The organism is Streptomyces sp. SCSIO ZS0520 (assembly GCF_025643355.1).
In the GTDB taxonomy this organism is placed as follows: Bacteria; Actinomycetota; Actinomycetes; order Streptomycetales; family Streptomycetaceae; genus Streptomyces; species Streptomyces physcomitrii.
Genome location: NZ_CP092644.1, coordinates 4,106,066 through 4,124,047, shown reverse-complemented (window position 1 = coordinate 4,124,047; position 17,982 = coordinate 4,106,066). Strand labels below are relative to the sequence as shown.

General features: G+C 69.1%; 14 protein-coding genes. 5 read left to right on the top strand and 9 right to left on the bottom strand.

Features of this window, described 5'->3' with window-relative positions:
* Nucleotides 1-124: 124 nt before the first annotated feature.
* Entirely contained in the window at nt 125-766 is a 642-nt protein-coding gene (locus MID12_RS15980; protein WP_263168010.1) for a cysteine hydrolase family protein, read from the bottom strand.
* A 628-nt stretch (nt 767-1,394) separates the two neighbouring features.
* Between MID12_RS15980 and MID12_RS15975 the strand changes: the two genes are divergently transcribed.
* Nucleotides 1,395-2,765 (top strand): phosphatase PAP2 family protein, encoded by a 1,371-nt coding sequence (locus MID12_RS15975; RefSeq protein WP_263173180.1) that lies wholly within the window; start codon nt 1,395-1,397, stop codon nt 2,763-2,765.
* A 583-nt stretch (nt 2,766-3,348) separates the two neighbouring features.
* Here the strand turns inward: MID12_RS15975 and MID12_RS15965 are convergent.
* Both MID12_RS15965 and dnaB read right to left on the bottom strand, forming a co-directional pair.
* Complete coding sequence (locus tag MID12_RS15965) at nt 3,349-4,074, bottom strand: nucleotidyltransferase domain-containing protein (RefSeq protein ID WP_263168008.1); 726 nt, start codon at nt 4,072-4,074, stop codon at nt 3,349-3,351.
* 106 nt (nt 4,075-4,180) lie between these two features.
* Complete coding sequence (dnaB, locus tag MID12_RS15960) at nt 4,181-6,562, bottom strand: replicative DNA helicase (protein WP_317633390.1); 2,382 nt, start codon at nt 6,560-6,562, stop codon at nt 4,181-4,183.
* A gap of 459 nt (nt 6,563-7,021) precedes the next feature.
* Here dnaB and MID12_RS15955 point away from each other — a divergent pair, with 459 nt between their 5' ends.
* Nucleotides 7,022-8,359, top strand: coding sequence for an MATE family efflux transporter (locus MID12_RS15955; RefSeq protein WP_263168005.1), 1,338 nt, complete (start codon nt 7,022-7,024; stop codon nt 8,357-8,359).
* A 206-nt stretch (nt 8,360-8,565) separates the two neighbouring features.
* Here the strand turns inward: MID12_RS15955 and rplI are convergent, their stop codons facing one another.
* The 4 genes from rplI to rpsF all read right to left on the bottom strand — a co-directional run bounded on the left by rplI (nt 8,566) and on the right by rpsF (nt 10,282).
* Nucleotides 8,566-9,012, bottom strand: coding sequence for a 50S ribosomal protein L9 (rplI, locus tag MID12_RS15950; RefSeq protein ID WP_040251309.1), 447 nt, complete (start codon nt 9,010-9,012; stop codon nt 8,566-8,568).
* Nucleotides 9,013-9,030: 18 nt separating this feature from the next.
* Complete coding sequence (gene rpsR, locus MID12_RS15945) at nt 9,031-9,267, bottom strand: 30S ribosomal protein S18 (RefSeq protein WP_003949403.1); 237 nt, start codon at nt 9,265-9,267, stop codon at nt 9,031-9,033.
* A gap of 44 nt (nt 9,268-9,311) precedes the next feature.
* Entirely contained in the window at nt 9,312-9,914 is a 603-nt protein-coding gene (locus MID12_RS15940) for a single-stranded DNA-binding protein (protein WP_263167980.1), read from the bottom strand.
* 77 nt (nt 9,915-9,991) lie between these two features.
* Nucleotides 9,992-10,282 carry a 30S ribosomal protein S6 gene (gene rpsF / locus MID12_RS15935; RefSeq protein WP_040251303.1) on the bottom strand — a complete coding sequence of 97 codons (291 nt, stop codon included), beginning with the start codon at nt 10,280-10,282 and terminating at the stop codon, nt 9,992-9,994.
* A 294-nt stretch (nt 10,283-10,576) separates the two neighbouring features.
* Here rpsF and MID12_RS15930 point away from each other — a divergent pair, with 294 nt between their 5' ends.
* From MID12_RS15930 to MID12_RS15920, 3 genes are all read left to right on the top strand, one after another.
* A complete protein-coding gene (locus tag MID12_RS15930; protein ID WP_040251301.1) occupies nt 10,577-10,909 on the top strand; it encodes a hypothetical protein in 333 nt (110 codons plus the stop codon).
* Nucleotides 10,910-11,074: 165 nt separating this feature from the next.
* Nucleotides 11,075-12,196: a lipid II:glycine glycyltransferase FemX gene (locus MID12_RS15925; protein ID WP_040251298.1), complete on the top strand. Its 1,122-nt coding sequence runs from the start codon at nt 11,075-11,077 to the stop codon at nt 12,194-12,196.
* Between the two features lie 110 nt (nt 12,197-12,306).
* The gene (locus MID12_RS15920) at nt 12,307-13,338 is read left to right on the top strand and encodes an alanine racemase (RefSeq protein ID WP_040251294.1); all 1,032 of its coding nucleotides are present in this window, start codon (nt 12,307-12,309) and stop codon (nt 13,336-13,338) included.
* 151 nt (nt 13,339-13,489) lie between these two features.
* Here the strand turns inward: MID12_RS15920 and MID12_RS15915 are convergent, their stop codons facing one another.
* Nucleotides 13,490-15,076: a glycosyltransferase family 87 protein gene (locus MID12_RS15915; protein ID WP_263167976.1), complete on the bottom strand. Its 1,587-nt coding sequence runs from the start codon at nt 15,074-15,076 to the stop codon at nt 13,490-13,492.
* A gap of 108 nt (nt 15,077-15,184) precedes the next feature.
* Nucleotides 15,185-17,818, bottom strand: coding sequence for a transglycosylase domain-containing protein (locus MID12_RS15910; RefSeq protein ID WP_263167975.1), 2,634 nt, complete (start codon nt 17,816-17,818; stop codon nt 15,185-15,187).
* Between the last annotated feature and the right edge of the window lie 164 nt (nt 17,819-17,982).

The following is a 17,982-nucleotide window of genomic DNA, read 5'->3' as shown; positions in this document are numbered from 1 at the left end:
CCTCAGCCCTCTACTCGCCTTATTCGCCTATTCGCCATTCGCCTCGGGAGCAAGGGGGCACCCGCATCCCTCGTAGAAGAAACAGGACACGTCCCGAAAACACAGCACCCGGCACCCCCTCCGGTCACAAGCCGGACGGCAGCCCGGCCAAGACCTCCTCGCTGGTGGCCAGGCCGACGCCTATCCCCACCAGGTCCGCGAGGCGTTCCGGACCCGCCTGGCTGACCGCATCCGTGACGAGCACGGTGCGGAAGTCGCGCTCGCTGGCGTCGAACAGCGTCGCCCGCGGGCAGTTCGGCAGATTGCAGCCCGCGACCACCACCGTCGTCACGCCCCTCTCTCGGAGCAGCTCCTCCAGCCCGGTCCGGTGGAAGGCGCTCCACCGCGGCTTGAACAGCGCCAACTCCTCGGCGCCCAGGGGCTGAGGCGTCCCGGCCAGCAGGGCAGCGCTGTCCAAGTCCGCGTACCGGTCCCCGAGTACCGCCGGAACCAGCTGGCTGCCGGGGCTCCCCGGCGCCACCAGGTTCAGCCCGCCCTCGACCGCCGCCCTGCGCGGAAGGTCCACATCGCTGTCCCCCGGCGTATAGAGCCGGACGACATGGACCACCAACCGCCCCGCCGCACGGAACCCGTCGACGAGCAGCCGGAGTTCGTCCAAGACCTGCGCGGTCCCGGCGATCGGGGCAGCGCCCTCGTCGAGGAAGTCGCGTTGCACGTCGATCACCAGAAGGGCCGAGGCATCCCACTGAGGCGCGGTGTAGTCCATGCGCTCCGATGGTAGAGGCGGCCCTCGCAGTGGTGGGTCTCCCTTGTGGGAGGGAGCTGGTCAGAAGCAGGTTCCCCGTGGTCATGGGTCCACAGTGCCGGATCTCTCCGCTTTTCGGGGAGCCTGTGGATAACTCTGGGAGGGGCCTGTCCCGAGAGGGCATCGTGCCTGGTCATCGAGGTTCAGCCGACCCGCAAGAGGCTTCACGAGCAACAGGCCGTTCGCGCATACCGAGCCACCGGACCGCACCACAACACCCGCCCCGACGAGACCAGTCGACAACCCGAGCCCCCGCTCCCGAGAACCACCAGGCAAGCCCGGACATCCACGGCCCCGCCCCCTCGTCGAAGCTTTCCTGATCACCCGCGGACGCTGAAGGCCCCGCACCCCGGACACGGAATCCGCAGAACCTCTTCACCGCCCGTGACCAGCAAAATCCGCACCCCTCGCCAACCCCGCCCCCTCCGCTAACATGTTCGAGCTTGCGGCGATCCATCCCATCGTCGGTCCTTCACCGGAGATTCTGACGATCCGGCACGGAGGGCGGCCCTCGTCAGTTGACATCTACCAAATCGGCCAGACATTGATATCCATAGCAGCGCAGGCGTTCTCGCGAATATCCAACAGAATGAAGTTCGCCGCGTGGCGTCAACCGAGGAAATCGCGGGCGATATGGTGGACCGCCACGGGCGTGGCAGCTCTGGCATTTCTCCTCGCACTGGAGACGGCCGCCCGCCATTACGGCGAAACGGGGCCGATCACCAACCAAGCACAAGAGGTGATCTTCCCTCCCAAATCAGGGTTCCTCCTGTACGCCGGCATGGCCTTGATGATGGTGGTGCTCACCTGGCGGCAGCGGTTCATCGCCATCGGCGCCGCGCTCGGCATCGATATCGCCTTCCTGCTCGTGCGAGGGGCGATCGGCGCCGACCTGACCGAAGGCCACCCTTTCGGCAACGGCGCACTATGGGTAATCCTCGGATATGCGTACATCGCCCTGACCCGCCGAACCGGCCAGGAACGCACCCTGCTCCTGAAGGGCGTCGGTCTCGCCCTGCTACTGGTCGCCGGCCGCAAAACGGGCGATACCTGGCTGCTCATCACATCGAAAACCCGCCCCGCGGTACTCGACCCCTATCTGGCGACCGCCGATCACGCACTGGGCAATCCGTCATGGCTGGTCGGCCGAATCGTCAGAGCCACCGACCCGATCGGCTCCCATGTTCTGGACGCCGTCTACATCCAGCTCGCCGTCGCCGCGGTCGTCGTCGCCATGTACCAGCTGCGCCATGTGGCCACCGAACGGCGCTTCCCGCGCCATCACCTGGTCCGTACGTTCCTGGTCATCGGTCTTCTCGGGCCGGGCATCTACATGATCTTCCCGGTGGTCGGCCCGATCTTCGCCTACGGCGCCGACGGCGGAAACTGGGCGGTGGCCAGCCTCTGGCCCGACACACCCCCGCCGATCCATTCCCCGCACCCGATACCGTTCGACGAGATCACCCCCCGCAATTGCATGCCCAGCCTGCACACCGCGTGGGCTACCGCGATTTTCCTGCATTCTCGTCAAGGCCCGAGACTTCTGCGCTACGCGGGCACTTTCTGGCTGGTCGCCACGCTCGGCGCGACACTTGGTTTCGGCTACCACTACGGCGTGGACCTCATAGCCGGTGTCGTCTTCACACTGACGGTCGAGGCGGGACTGCGCGCACTCGAACGCGGCTGGGACCGTTCAGCAACCCAATTGGTCGGCTATGGAACTGCGGTCTTCGCCGCGCTCTTGGTTTCCTATCGCTATCTGCCGGAGGAAATGGCCGCATACCCCTGGGCATACGGACCGCTTCTCCTCCTGGCCATGGCCTCGGTGATCTACGGCTACGTACGGACCATCAAGGCATGGGAGCGGGAAGCCGCATCAGTCCGACTTCCCGAACCACGCCCCGAACTCTCCCCGACCCAGTCACTGTCCCCCTCCGCCGAAATGCCCGCCGCCCCCTAGAGAACGGGCACGCCTCGGCTCCCAGGCTCGACTCCATTGCGGAGATCGGCGCAGGAACCGGCACAAACCGCTTCCGCGCTACAGCTGAATGTCAGAGCAACTGCCGCAACCATGAGTCGAGCGCCGCATAGTCCTCATCGGTCAATCCGCGGCGGGGGTCGACGCGATGGAGCAGGGCAGGTCCACGGTGATGGACCGCGACCCAGGCCCGATCCGCGGCGGTGACCTCGTCGTCGACCCAGGCGAACGCGCGACCGCCGCCCACTCGACATCGGATAGCTCGGGTACTGCGATGCTGCCGCGCCGAACGGGATGAGCGGCCCGTCGACGTCGAGAAACAGCAGAGGACGCCGAGCGGAGCCGGTCACGGCATCACCCTGGCCACGGGCACGAAGCCCCCAGACCGGTCCAGGTGGAAAGGCGAACCGCCGCCTTCCGGCGCCCAGCCCGCGTCGCGAGCAGCGCGAATGGCGGCGGCAACCGCGGACGGGAGGACCGGCTCGGCCTGTGCGGCGAGCCGGTTGCCCGGAGTCGGTATCGCTGTCCCGTGTTGACGGTGTGACCTGGGCATCTTCTGACTCTCTCAGACCTGCCAAGGCTGGGTGTAGCCCTCCCGCAGTGGTCCGCCCAGGAGGTGGAGCACCTGCTCGGCTGCTGCCGTCAACCGGGTGGGATCCGCGTGTTCGGCCACAGCCCTGTGTCCTTCCAGGAGGGCCTTGCCGCGTGCCGGGTCCGCGGTCAGCAGTCGGCGAGGCAGCCACTTGCCGATGCCTGTCCAGGCGCCGTGGTGGGCGGTGAGAAGGTGGGCCGCCTCACGCAGGATGAAGTCGGCGAGTGCCAGCTGTTCATGGCGATCGGTCGGCGGAGCATCTGCCAGATCGTCCATGAAGCTGGTGAGGACATAGCGTCCTCGTTCCCACTCCGCGGGGGTGAGCGGCGGAGGGCCTGCTGCCAGTACGGCTCGCGCCTGCTCGCGCACTCGTGCCACATGACCTTGGGGATCGGCAAGGACCAGTCCTCGGTCATAGAGGAACAGGACAGTGCCTCGGCGAAGGCTCCGATCCCTCTCGAAGTGCTGGGGAGCGTCCGCGCGAGTATGCAGGAAGAGCTCCGCCAGGCGGCCGTCGTGGCGTATCACCTCGCGACGGCTGGCATCCCCATCCGGTAGGAGCACGACCACGTCCAGATCACTGGTCGCGGCAGCGCGGCCCTGTGCGGCTGAGCCACCGAGTACGGCGCCCAAAGCGTGCGGGAAGCGACCTTTGACGAGGTCCCGGGCCTGTGAGACCAGGGCATCGGAGTCATTCATGGACGATCATCGTGTCAGCGTTCAGGCGAGCAGGCCAGAGACTGCTGCCTGCCCCCTTCGACACGCGGACAGGGCGAGCAGGGCGGACAGGGCATCTCTTCACGCCTCACGTCTGAGCCATGTCCACGAACCGTGAATAGTGCCCCTGGAAGGCGACGGTGATCGTCGCCGTGGGGCCGTTTCGGTGCTTGGCCACGATCAGGTCGGCCTCGCCGGCGCGGGGGGACTCCTTCTCGTAGGCGTCCTCGCGGTGGAGGAGGATGACCATGTCGGCGTCCTGCTCGATGGAACCGGATTCGCGCAGGTCGGAGACCATGGGCTTCTTGTCGGTGCGCTGTTCGGGGCCGCGGTTCAGCTGGGAGAGGGCGATGACGGGGAGTTCCAGCTCCTTGGCGAGGAGCTTCAGGTTCCGGGACATGTCGGAGACTTCCTGCTGGCGGCTCTCGGCGCGCTTGGAGCCGCCGGACTGCATCAGCTGGAGGTAGTCGATGACGACCAGCTTCAGCTCGTTCCGCTGCTTGAGACGCCTGCACTTGGCGCGGATCTCCATCATCGACAGGTTCGGCGAATCGTCGATGTAGAGCGGCGCCGCGGAGACGTCCGGCATGCGGCGGGCGAGCCGGGTCCAGTCCTCGTCGGTCATCGTGCCGGAGCGCATGTGGTGCAGGGCGACGCGGGCCTCGGCGGACAGCAGGCGCATCGCGATCTCGTTGCGGCCCATCTCCAGGGAGAAGATGACGCTCGGCAGGTTGTTCTTGATGGAGGCGGCGCGGGCGAAGTCGAGCGCCAGCGTCGAGTTGTGCGTGGGCACCATGGCGCGGGTGGCCAGGTACAGGTGCTCGGGGTTGTCGACCTGGACGCAGCGGACCGGGACGCTCTCGATCTCCCGGACCGCGGTGAGATAGCGCCGGGCCGCCTTCGCCCTTCCGCGCCGCAGCCGCTCGCCGGTGTCCTCGCCTTGTTCCCGGCGCGGAGCGAGGTCCTCGTCCCGCGGGGTGAAGGTGACGCTGTACGTGGGGGACGCGCCCCGCGCACCGCCCCCGGCCGGCTCGGCGGTGAAGCGGCAACGGTGGCCGAGGCTGGTCACCAGCTCGCGGAAGCCCTCCGCCAGCGTCTTCTCGGCGGCGGTGAACTTCACCGAACCCGCCCGCGTGACCGTGCTCCTCGTCTCCAGGAGGCCCCGCAGCAGTTCCCGGCGCTGGGCGAGGGAGCCGCGCAGATACCGCTGGGGGATGTGCTTGCCGTCCGGCCCGCCCGCCTGCTGCTGGAGCGTCCGGAGGCCCGTGTCGGCGCCGGGGCCGCCCGCCAGCCAGACGCCCAGGGCGCGGGGAGCGACGGGGAGGTCCTGCTCGGGCAGGTCGAGGGGGGCCGTGTTCGTCACCGAGTGGTTGGCGCGGTCGTCGGTGAGGCAGCGCAGGGTGGCCGCGAGCTCCTTGGTGGTGCGGACCCCGGGGCGGCCGGTCGCCTTCCGCCGGGAGGAGCGGGTGTCCGTGAGCCACTGGTGGTCGGCGTCGGCGACGACCGTGGTGCCGTCGTCGAAGGTCATCTCGTAGCAGGGGCGGCCGGTCATGACCTCGGTGGCGGCGACCACGCGGGTCGGCCGCCCGCCGGCGTCGAGGAGGAGGTCGCCGGGGCGGACCGCGCCCATGGTGGTCCAGCCGTCGGGCGTGGGCAGGGGGGTGTCGAGGGCGAGGGCCTTGCCCATGGCGGGGCGGGCGGCGATGACGATCATCTGCCCGGGGTGCAGCCCGTTGGTGAGGGAGTCGAAGTCGGTGAAGCCGGTGGGCACGCCCGTCATCTCGCCGCTGCGGGAGCCGATGGCCTCGATCTCGTCGAGTGCGCCCTCCATGATGTCGCCCAGCGGCAGGTAGTCCTCGCTGGTGCGCTGCTCGGTGACGGCGTAGATCTCGGCCTGGGCGCTGTTGACGATCTCGTCGACGTCGCCGTCGGCGGCGTATCCCATCTGGGTGATCCGGGTGCCGGCCTCGACCAGGCGGCGCAGTACGGCGCGTTCGTGGACGATCTCCGCGTAGTACTCGGCGTTGGCCGCGGTGGGCACCGTCTGGACGAGCGTGTGCAGGTAGGAGGCGCCGCCGACGCGGGTGATCTCGCCGCGTTTGGTCAGTTCCGCGGCGACGGTGATGGGGTCGGCGGGCTCGCCCTTGGCGTAGAGGTCGAGGACGGCCTGGAAGATCGTCTCGTGCGCGGGCCGGTAGAAGTCGTGGCCCTTGATGACCTCGACGACGTCGGCGATGGCGTCCTTGGAGAGCAGCATGCCGCCGAGCACCGACTGCTCGGCGTCCAGGTCCTGCGGGGGCACCCGCTCGAAGGAGGCGGGGCCGCTGTCGTCCCAGCGGCCGTCCTCGGTGCCCCGGTCGTGCTGGTCGTCGCGGCCGCCGGAGCTGTTCCTGCGCCGGGAGGCGGGCAGCCGGTCGCCGGGTCCGGAGTCGGCCCAGGGGCCCTGCACCGGTTGCTCGGAAACGCTCACCGCGCGCCCCCTCCTCTCAGCCTTCGGCCGGACCCGCCGTGCCCTCTTTCTTACGGCACGGCACTGACAAACACGGCACCCGACGCCGCTGGAGACGCGTCGGTTTTGTGCGCCTTTTCCGGCGCCTCCACGGGACGGGTGCCGGTCCACGGTAGGCCCCCGGAGGGCGTCAGCCAATCTGGTTATCCACAGGCGGTGTGGATGAACTGCCTGTTGCTGTGGAGAACCCCTCGAAACCTGTGCACGACCCGGTGGACAGCGCTGTGAACAATGCTCAACCCTTGCCGCTGCACCGCCTCTGAGCTGGCCTTTCTTCATCCACCGGCTGTGCAGAGAAGAAAGTTTCGCGGGCGGATCAAGATCACCCCGAAGCCCGTCCCAGGCAGGGGACACCCGGGGACGACGTAATAGTCACATACGCATTGCATCGCTTACCTGTGGAAGATTAGATTGGTGCTCATGACACAGGCTCCCGAGACGGCCAAGGCCGGTCCGAGAAAGCACGACCGAGAGATCATCGCGCTGGCCGTTCCCGCCTTCGGAGCGCTCGTCGCCGAACCGCTCTTCGTGATGGCCGACAGTGCGATCGTCGGGCATCTGGGCACCGCCCAACTCGCCGGACTCGGCATCGCCTCCAGCGTGCTGACCACCGGCGTGAGCATCTTCGTCTTCCTCGCCTACGCCACGACCGCCGCCGTCGCCCGCCGGGTCGGCGCCGGTGATCTGCGCGCCGCCATCCGCCAGGGCATGGACGGCATCTGGCTCGCCCTGCTGCTCGGGGCCGCCGTCACCGCGCTGCTGATGTCCACGGCCTCCTCCTTCATGAACGTCTTCGGCGCCTCGGACACCGCGGCGCCCTATGCGGCCACCTATCTGCGCGTCTCCGCCCTCGGCATCCCCGCGATGCTCGTCGTGCTGGCCGCCACCGGTGTCCTGCGCGGTCTCCAGAACACCAGGACCCCGCTCTACGTGGCCGTGGGAGGCTTCCTCGCCAACGCCGTCCTCAATGTCGTCCTCGTCTACGGCCTCGATCTCGGCATCGCCGGTTCGGCCTGGGGCACCGTCACCGCCCAGTGGGGCATGGCCGCGGTCTATCTGTTCGTCGTCGTACGAGGCGCCCGGGCGCACGGTGCCTCGCTGCGGCCCGATGCCGCCGGGATACGCGCCAGCGCCCAGGCCGGGACACCGCTGCTGATCCGTACCCTCTCCCTGCGCGGCATCCTGGTGATCGCCACCGCCGTGGCCGCCCGGCTCGGGGACGCGGACATCGCCGCCCACCAGATCGTGCTCAGCCTCTGGAGCCTGCTCGCCTTCGCCCTGGACGCCATCGCCATCGCGGGGCAGGCCATCATCGGCCGTTACCTCGGGGCGAACGATGCCGAGGGCGCCCGGGAGGCCTGCCGTCGGATGGTGCAGTGGGGGATCGCCTCCGGGGTCGTCCTCGGCGTGCTCGTCGTCCTCACCCGCCCCCTGTTCATCCCGCTCTTCAGCAGCGACTCCGCGGTCCAGGACGCCGCCCTTCCCGCGCTACTGATCGTCGCGCTCTCCCAGCCCGTCTCCGGAGTGGTCTTCGTCCTCGACGGTGTCCTGATGGGAGCGGGCGACGGCCGCTACCTCGCCTGGGCCATGGTGCCGACCCTGGCCGCCTTCACTCCGCTCGCCCTCCTGCTCCCGGTGTGGGGCGGTGGCCTGACGGCGCTCTGGGGCCTGATGGTCTTCACCATGGTGCTGCGGATGACGGCGCTCTGGCTGCGCAGCCGCTCCGGACGGTGGATCGTCACCGGCGCCTCCCGCTGAGGCAGGGCGTTCTCCCGCGCGTCACCCACCTCCACGTCATGTTTCACGTGAAACGAGAGGGGACCGCAGGGTCGAGAAGAGCCTCCCGTTTCACGTGAAACAGGGGCCGCTGGACCGGTCCGTACCACGCAGAAGGCCGCACCCCCTGGGGGGATGCGGCCTCTGGTGCCTTCAGCTGTGCCGAGCGCGCGGCTCGGTCACGAGGTTCAGGCGGAGACGACCTCGACGTTGACCTTGGCGGCCACCTCGGGGTGCAGACGCACGGACGTGGTGTGCGCGCCCAGCGTCTTGATCGGCGAGCCCAGCTCGATGCGGCGCTTGTCGACCTCGGGGCCACCGGAAGCCTTGATCGCCGAGGCGACGTCGGCCGGGGTGACGGAACCGAAGAGACGACCGGCGTCGCCGGAGCGGACGGCCAGGCGGACCTTGACGCCCTCGAGCTGCGCCTTGATCTCGTTGGCCTGCTCGATCGTCGCGATCTCGTGGATCTTGCGCGCGCGGCGGATCTGCGCGACGTCCTTCTCGCCACCCTTGGTCCAGCGGATCGCGAAGTTCCGCGGGATCAGGTAGTTGCGGGCGTAGCCGTCCTTGACGTCGACGACTTCGCCCGCGGCGCCGAGGCCGGAGACCTCGTGGGTGAGGATGATCTTCATGAGTCGGTCACCCTTCCCTTATCGCGCGGTGGAGGTGTAGGGCAGCAGCGCCATCTCACGGCTGTTCTTGACGGCCGTGGCGACGTCACGCTGGTGCTGCGTGCAGTTGCCGGTCACGCGGCGGGCACGGATCTTGCCGCGGTCGGAAATGAACTTCCGCAGCATGTTCGTGTCCTTGTAGTCCACGTACGTGACCTTGTCCTTGCAGAAAGCGCAGACCTTCTTCTTAGGCTTGCGCACAGGCGGCTTCGCCATGGTGTTTCTCCTGTGTGATCAAGAAGTGTGGGTACGTGCCCGCCCTAGAAGGGGGGCTCGTCCGAGTAACCGCCGCCGCCGGAGCCACCGCCCCAGCCACCGCCGCCCTGCTGCTGGCCGCCGCCACCACCGGCCGGCGCGCTGGTCGCCCAGGGGTCGTCGGCGGGAGCACCGCCGCCGCCCTGCTGCGAGCCACCACCACCGGGGCCACCGCCCCAGCCGCCGCCCTGCTGGCCGCCGCCACCGCCGCCGCCGCCGCCGTATCCGCCCTGGCCACCGCGGCCCGTGGTCTTGGTGACCTTGGCCGTGGCGTTGCGCAGGCTCGCGCCGACCTCGTCGACGTCGAGCTCGTAGACCGTGCGCTTGACGCCCTCACGGTCCTCGTAGGACCGCTGCTTCAGCCGGCCCTGCACGATGACGCGCATGCCTCGCTGGAGCGACTCCGCGACGTTCTCCGCCGCCTGACGCCACACCGAGCAGGTCAGGAACAGGCTCTCGCCGTCCTTCCACTCATTGGTCTGGCGGTCGAAGGTGCGGGGGGTGGACGCGACACGGAACTTCGCGACCGCCGCACCGGAGGGGGTGAAGCGCAGCTCGGGGTCGTCGACAAGATTGCCGACGACCGTGATGACGGTCTCGCCTGCCATGGGGGAACCTCTCGGCGGGGTTGCTGCTGGCTGCTTGTGCTGCTACTCGGTTCCCGAGTCCGCTGGGCCCTGAGGGCTCAGTGGGTCTCGGGGCGGAGGACCTTGGTCCGGAGGACCGACTCGTTCAGGTTCATCTGACGGTCGAGCTCCTTGACGATCGCAGGCTCGGCCTGCAGGTCGATGACCGTGTAGATGCCCTCGGGCTTCTTCTTGATCTCGTACGAGAGACGACGACGGCCCCAGGTGTCGACCTTCTCGACCTTTCCGTTGCCCTCACGGACGACGGAGAGGAAGTTCTCGATCAGCGGGGAGACAGCGCGCTCCTCGAGATCGGGGTCGAGGATGACCATCACCTCGTAGTGACGCATGTGGAACCCACCTCCTTTGGACTCAGCGGCCACGGTCGTTCCGTGGCAGGAGGGTCGTGATGCGTGTGCCACGGTATCGGCCGCCACTGACAACGCCCCCGAAAGGGCGGTGAGCTGGGCGAAGAGGGTGTTCCGCGGCAGGTTCCCCATCCGCGGCCCCCGGCAGACACCGGTGCAGACGGTAAAGACTACCCGCCCACCCGGTTCCGGTTGAAATCCGGCCGCCTTCGGACGCAATCTGGACGCATCGGGTGTGTACGGCGCTACGATGCGCCGCTTCCGCAGGAGGTGCCCATGGCACACGCAGTGCGACACGACCCCCCGCCGAGCGAGGCCTCCCGGCCCGGCCTGCTCCGCACCGACGGCAGGGCCCATCCCCTCCAGGACGCGCTGCTCGCGGCGACCCTGGTCCTCGGAGGGATCGCGATCATCTCCTCGATCTTCGACGGTCTCCATCTGCTCAGCTCCTGGACCGGACTGCTCGGCATCCTGACCGGCGCCTACGGGCAGTTCGTCTCCGTCACCACCCGCGAGCGCTTCGGCCTAATCCTCGGTCTCGGCGCCTCCGCGGTCGGCTTCTACATCGGCATGGCGCACGGCGGCCTCTTCGGCGGCGTACTCGGCTGAGCGCACGCCCCTCCCGGGCTCCCGTGCACCCGGGAACCGGCCCCGGTCCGAGAGGGCCGGGGCCAACCGTGTGCGGCCGGACGGGAGCGGGGGAGGGCGCAGTAGGCTTCGCGCGAGAGCCGGAGCCCCCGCCGAGGGGACACACCAGCCCGAGGAGCGCCGCGAATGAGCCTGACCCTGAGGACCATCAGCCGAGAGCAGCATCTGGCGTACGTGCAGAGCCTGCCGTCGGCAAGTCACTGCCAGGTCCCCGCATGGGCAGACGTCAAGAGCGAGTGGCGCGCGGAGAACCTGGGCTGGTTCGACGAGCGCACCGGCCAGATGGTCGGCGCCGGTCTGGTGCTCTACCGGCAGCTGCCCAAGGTCAAGCGCTACCTCGCCTATCTGCCCGAGGGCCCGGTCATCAACTGGTACGCGCCGAACCTGGACGAGTGGCTGCAGCCCATGCTGGCCCACCTGAAGAAGCAGGGCGCCTTCTCGGTCAAGATGGGCCCGCCCGTGGTCATCCGGCGCTGGGGGGCCCCGACCATCAAGAAGGGCATCCAGGACCCCGATGTGAAGCGCCTGCGCGACATCGAGGCCGACTTCATCGAGCCCCGCGCCTTCGAGGTGGCGGACCGGCTGCGCCGCATGGGCTGGCAGCAGGGCGAGGACGGCGGCGCGGGCTTCGGCGACGTGCAGCCCCGCTACGTCTTCCAGGTGCCGCTGGCCAACCGCTCCCTGGAGGACGTCCAGAAGGGCTTCAACCAGCTGTGGCGCCGCAACATCAAGAAGGCCGAGAAGGCCGGCGTCGAGGTCGTCCAGGGCGGCTACCAGGACCTGGAGGAGTGGCAGCGCCTCTACGAGATCACCGCGATCCGCGACAAGTTCCGGCCGCGTCCGCTCGGCTACTTCCAGCAGATGTGGCGGGCCCTCAACAGCGAGGACCCCAACCGCATGCGCCTGTACTTCGCGCGGCACGACGGCGTGAACCTCTCCGCGGCGACGATGCTCGTGGTCGGCGGGCACGTCTGGTACTCCTACGGCGCCTCCGACAACATCGGCCGCGAGGTGCGCCCCTCCAACGCGATGCAGTGGCGGATGCTCCGCGACGCCTACGCGCTCGGCGCCTCGGTCTACGACCTGCGCGGCATCTCCGACTCCCTGGACGAGCAGGACCATCTCTTCGGCCTGATCCAGTTCAAGGTGGGTACGGGCGGAGAGGCGGCCGAGTATCTCGGTGAGTGGGACTTCCCGCTCAACAAGCTGCTCCACAAGGCACTCGACATCTACATGTCGCGTCGCTGAGCGGAGGCCGGTCCTCTGGCGCCCAGGCGGCAGCGCGGCACAATGTCTCCTGCACACCCCCAAGTTTCACGCTGATTCACCGAGCTACGAGAAAGGTTCCGGGACCGGCCATGGCGCTCACGCTGTACGTCGACACCGCGCGCTGGCGGGCACATCACAAGCATGTGCTGGAGCAGTTCCCCGGGATCGTCCCGGTCTGCAAGGGCAATGGCTACGGCTTCGGCCACGAGCGCCTCGCCGAGGAGGCGACCCGCTTCGGCTCGGACGTCCTCGCCGTCGGCACCACCTACGAAGCGGCCCGGATCAAGGACTTCTTCGGCGGCGACCTGCTGGTCCTGACGCCGTTCCGGCGGGGTGAGGAGCCGGTGCCGCTGCCGGACCGTGTCATCCGCTCGGTGTCCTCGGTCGACGGGGTGCACGGGCTCGTCGGGGCCCGCGTCGTCATCGAGGTGATGTCCTCGATGAAGCGGCACGGCGTCACCGAGCAGGAGCTCCCGCACCTGCACGCGGCCATCGAGGACGTGCGCCTCGAAGGCTTCGCCATCCACCTGCCCCTGGACCGCCTGGACGGTTCGGACGCGGTGGAGGAGGTCATCGGCTGGATGGACCGGCTGCGCGCGGCCCGGCTGCCGCTGCACACCATGTTCGTGAGCCATCTCAAGGCGCCCGAACTCGCCCGTCTCCAGCAGCAGTTCCCGCAGACCCGGTTCCGGGCGCGCATCGGCACCCATCTGTGGCTCGGCGACCACGAGGCCACCGAGTACCGCGGCGCCGTCCTGGACGTGACCCGGGTGGTCAAGGGCGACCGCTTCGGCTACCGCCAGCAGAAGGTGCCCTCGGACGGCTGGCTCGCCGTGGTCGCCGGCGGCACCTCGCACGGCGTGGGCCTGGAGGCCCCGAAGGCGCTGGGCGGTGTCATGCCGCGCGCCAAGGGCGTGGCCCGCGCCGGTCTCGCGACCGTCAACCGGAACCTCTCGCCCTTCGTCTGGGGCGGCAAGCAGCGCTGGTTCGCGGAGCCCCCGCACATGCAGGTGTCGATCCTCTTCGTGCCCTCCGACGCCCCCGAACCGCACGTCGGCGACGAACTGGTGGCCCACCTGCGCCACACCACCACCCAGACCGACCGGCTCGTCGACCGCTGAGACCGGGGCCTGTCCGTCCCGGGCCGAGCACCCTTCCGTACGCCGTTGGGCCTGCCGCACGAAGCTGTGCGGCAGGTCCAACGGCGTACGGGCGTCCGGGCTTTCCCTGTCGTACGGCGCCCTGCCGTACGACAGGGGGCCGAGACGGGCGCTAGGGACCCGAGGACCCGTGATCCCATGGACCGCGCGGAGCGGGCCCGGTGCCGGCGTCCTCGGGAGGAGGCGGGGCGTAGGGATCCGCCTGGCGGTCCTCGGAGGCGCCCCAGTGCACGGGAGGCTCGTGCGGGGCGGGCGCCGCATGCCGCGCAGGGCGGGCGGCGGGGCCGAGCACGAAGACGTCCGGGGCGCCGTCCAGGACGCCTCCGGAGGGATCGTCGTCCCCGGCCTGCCGTACCGGATCGCGCTCGGGCCACAGGATGTCGCGCAGGATCACCGCGCAGAGATAGAGGGTGCCCAGCAGGTGCACCAGGATGACGAAGTGGTAGCCGTCCGTCGGCAGCCCGCGGTGCTTGTCCTCGCTGGTGGTGTAGGCGAGGTACATCCAGATGCCCAGGAAGTACGCGACCTCGCAGGCCTGCCAGATGAGGAAGTCCCGCCACCGCGGCCGGGCCAGGGCCGCCAGCGGGATCAGCCAGAGGACGTACTGCGGTGAGTAGACCTTGTTGGTCAGGATGAACGCGGCGACGACCAGGAAGGCGAGCTGGGCGAAGCGAGGCCGGCGCGGGGCGGTCAGGGCGAGCGCGGCGATGCCCAGGCAGGCGAGCAGGGTGAGCCCGGTGGCCAGCTTGTTGACCGTGTCCGTGCTGAAGGGCTCGTCCATCTCCCGGGAGAGGACCAGCCAGATCGAGCCGAAGTCGACCCCGCGGTCCTGGCTGAAGACGTAGAACTTCTTCCAGCCGTCCCAGGCCAGCAGCATCACCGGCAGATTGACCACCAGCCAGGAGCCGACCGCCCCGCCGAGGCCGACGGCGTAGGGGCGCAGTCTGCCCGCGCGCCAGCACAGGATCAGCAGGGGGCCGAGGAGGAAGACGGGGTAGAGCTTCGCGGCCGTGGCCAGTCCGAGGAGCACACCGAAGGCGAGCGGGCGGCTGCGCGACCACATGAGCATCGCCGCGGCGGTGAGGGCGACGGCGAGCAGGTCCCAGTTGATGGTGGCGGTGAGCGCCAGCGCGGGCGCGAGGGCGACGAGCAGGGCGTCCCAGGGGCGGCGCCGATGGGTGCGCGCCACGCTGACCACGATGACCACGGCGCAGACCAGCAGCATCCCGGCGTTGACCATCCAGTACCAGCGTTCCTGGTGCTGGATGCTGCCGTCGCCGGGGGTCAGCCAGGCCGCCACCTCCATGAACACACCGGTGAGGACCGGGTATTCGAGGTACTCCATGTCCCCGCTGAGCCTGTCGAAGTACGGCACGAGCCCGTCCGCGAAACCGCGCCCCTGGTACAGGTGCGGGATGTCGGAGTAGCAGGCCTTGGTGTACTGCGTGCCGGTGCCGAAGAACCAGCCGCCCTCGTAGCAGGGCGCCTTCTGCACCATGCCGAGCGCGAACATCCCGATCATCACCAGGGCGATCACCCGCACCGGCTTCCACCAGGATCTGCCGGTCAGCGCCCGGACCCCCAGCGGACCGCCGAGCACCTCGCTCCCGGCGACGGCGACGGCGTCCTCGCGGGTCGGCGGCACCAGTTCCCGCGGCGGCTCGGGGGCGGGCGGCTCCCTCATCTCTGCATGGGACATGCCGCCATCCTGCCGTACGCGTCCGAGGACACGGCGAGGGCCGCCGTACCGAAAGGTACGACGGCCCTCGTTTCACGTGAAACATCGCCGGAGCGGCAAAGGGGGCGTCTAGCCTCTACTGCCCCCGAAGAGGCCGCCGTCATCGCCTCCCGGATCCTCGGTCTCCGGCGGCGAGGGGCTGTTTCCGCCGTCGCTGCCCCCGTTGTCGTTGCCGCCGTTGTTCTGGCAGCGCGGGTCCCAGGGACTGCAGGTCTCCGTGGGGCTCGGGGAGGTGGGCGTCTCGGACGGAGTCGGGCTCTCGCTGGGGGAGGCCGTCTCGGAGGGTTCCTCGGTGGGCGAGGGCGGTGCGGTGGGCGTGGGGGTGTTGCCCACGACCTCGCCGATGTCGGTGGCCTCGGGGAAGGGCTCGGGATCGACGCCGTTCATCGCACCGACCATGTACTCCTTCCAGATCTGCGCCGGGATGTCACCACCGTGGATGGAGGGGACACCGCCGGTGCCGTTCATGGAGAGGAGCTTTCCGGCCTTGGGGTCCGTACGGAACAGCGTGACCGCGGTCGACAGTTCCCGGGTGTAGCCCACGAACCACGCGGACTTGTTCTTGTCGGTGGTACCCGTCTTGCCCGCGACCGGGAATCCGATGTCCGCGACCTTCTTGCCGGTGCCGTTCTTCACGACGTTCTGGAGGACGTCCGTGACATTGGCCGCGATGTCCTCGTCCATCGCCGTCTGGGACTTCGGCTTCGTGAAGTGCGGATCCGGCGTGCTGTCCTTGATCACCTTGGTGACCGAGTACGGCTCGTAGTGATCGCCGCCGGACGCGAAGCTCGCGTAGGAGTCGGCCATCCGGATCGCGCTCGGGGTGGACGTACCCAGGGAGAACGAGGCGTTGTTCATATTGCCCTTGTCGAAGCTCTCCTCGAGGATCCCGGTGCGCTTCGCCATGTCCCGCGTCTTGTCCAGGCCGACGTCGATGCCGAGCTGCACAAAGGGCGTGTTGACGGACTCCTGCATGGCCTTCTTGAGCGTGATGTTGCCCCAGGCGGTGGTGCCCTCGTTCTTCTGCCGGAAGGGCTGGCCCTTGGCATCCCGGATCGGGTTGCCGTTGCGGTCCTTGATCACGATGAGGTCGTTGCCGTTGTAGCGGCTCTGCGGGGAGATCCCCTGGCCGTCGCTCTTCCCGGTGCCGTACTCCATCGCCGCGGCGAGCACCAGGGGCTTCCAGGTGGAGCCGACCGGCACACCTCTGGTGTTGGCGTTGTTGGTGAAGTGCCCCTTGTCCATGCCCTTGCCGCCGTAGAGCGCGACCACGGCACCGCTCTCGGGGTCGACCGAGGCGCCGCCGAACTGGACGAACCTGTCCTTGTCCCGCTTCTTCGTGTCGAGGAAGTCCTTCTCCGTGCGCTGGACCGCCTTCTCCATCTGCTGCACCTTCTTCTTGTTGAAGGTGGTGTAGATGCGGTAGCCGCCGCGGTCCAGGTCATCGGGCGAGATATTGGCCTGCTTGGCCACGTAGTCCTTGGCGGTGGCCACCAGGTAGCCGGTCTGCCCGGAGAGCGAGGAGGCCTGCTTCTTCGGCGTGGGGAAGCCCCCGACCTTGGCTCGCTCCTGGGGCGTCATCCGGTCGACCTCGACCATCCGCTTGAGGATCCAGTTCCAGCGCTCCTTGGCCCGCGCGGTGTTGGCCTCGGGGGTCGCCGCGGAGCCGACGCCGCCGTCCGGGTTGTAGAAGTTGGGGCCCTTGAGCATCGAGGCGAGGAAGACGCACTGCTCGGTGCTGAGCTTGTCGGAGTCGACCTTGAAGTAGGCCTGGGCCGCCGCCTGGATCCCGTAGGCGTTCCGGCCGTAGTAGGCGCTGTTGAGGTAGCCCTTGAGGATCTCGTCCTTGCTGAGCTGGTCACCGACCTTGATCGAGATGAACAGCTCCTTGGCCTTGCGCTGCAAGGTCTGGCTCTGATCGAGGTAGGTGTTCTTGACGTACTGCTGGGTGATCGTCGAACCGCCCTGGGTCTCCCCGCCCTTGGCCATGTTGACCACGGCCCGGGCGATACCCATCGGGTCGACGCCCTTGTCCTTGTAGAACGAGGCGTTCTCCGCGGCGATCACCGCGTCCTGCATGTCCTGGGGGATCTCTTCGAGGCCGACTTCCTGCCGGTTCTTGTCTCCCCCGGTCGCGGCCATCTGCGTGCCGTCGTCCCAGTAGTAGACGTTGTTCTGCGCCTCGGCGGCGGCCGGCACATTGGGCACCTTCACCATCGAGTACGCGAGCCCCGCCGCCACCATCAGCCCGCCGATGAAGCCCAGGAAGGTACCGGTGACCAGCTTCCAGGAGGGCACCCAGCGGCGGACGCCGTGCTTGCCGGCGCGCGGGTAGTCGATGAACCGCTTCTTCGGCGGCGGTCCGCCGCGGCTCCTGCCGCGACCGGGGCCCGAGGGCCCGCCGTTGCCGCCCTGGCCGCCGCGGCCCGTGCCGCCACCGGCCGCGCCGGAGCCTCCCGCGCGGCGGCGGCCGCGGCCACCCGCCTTCGCGGCACGCCGGGCCGCGGCCCGGCCCTCGTAGGGCTGCTCCGGACTGCCGGACGCGGAACCCCCGTACGTACTGCCTGTTTCCCCCGTGGCGCCCGAGGACTCGGGGCCGCGCGGTGCGGCACGGTGTCCCGACGGCGCGCCGGAAGTGCCGCGCCTGGCCGCGGCGCGTCCGCCACCTTGCGGCGGTGGCGGTTTGCGACGGTGCTCGCTCATCGAACGACTACTCCTAGGGCAGGCGCGTGCGCGCCTGGTACGGCTGCGGATATCCGGCTTCCCCCGAAGTGCGGGCGCTGCTTCGTAGGCGGCTGCCCGCACAGCACCCAGGACGAGGACGTTTCCCTGACGTCGCACGGTTCCCGGTGGTCTGCATAGCGCCC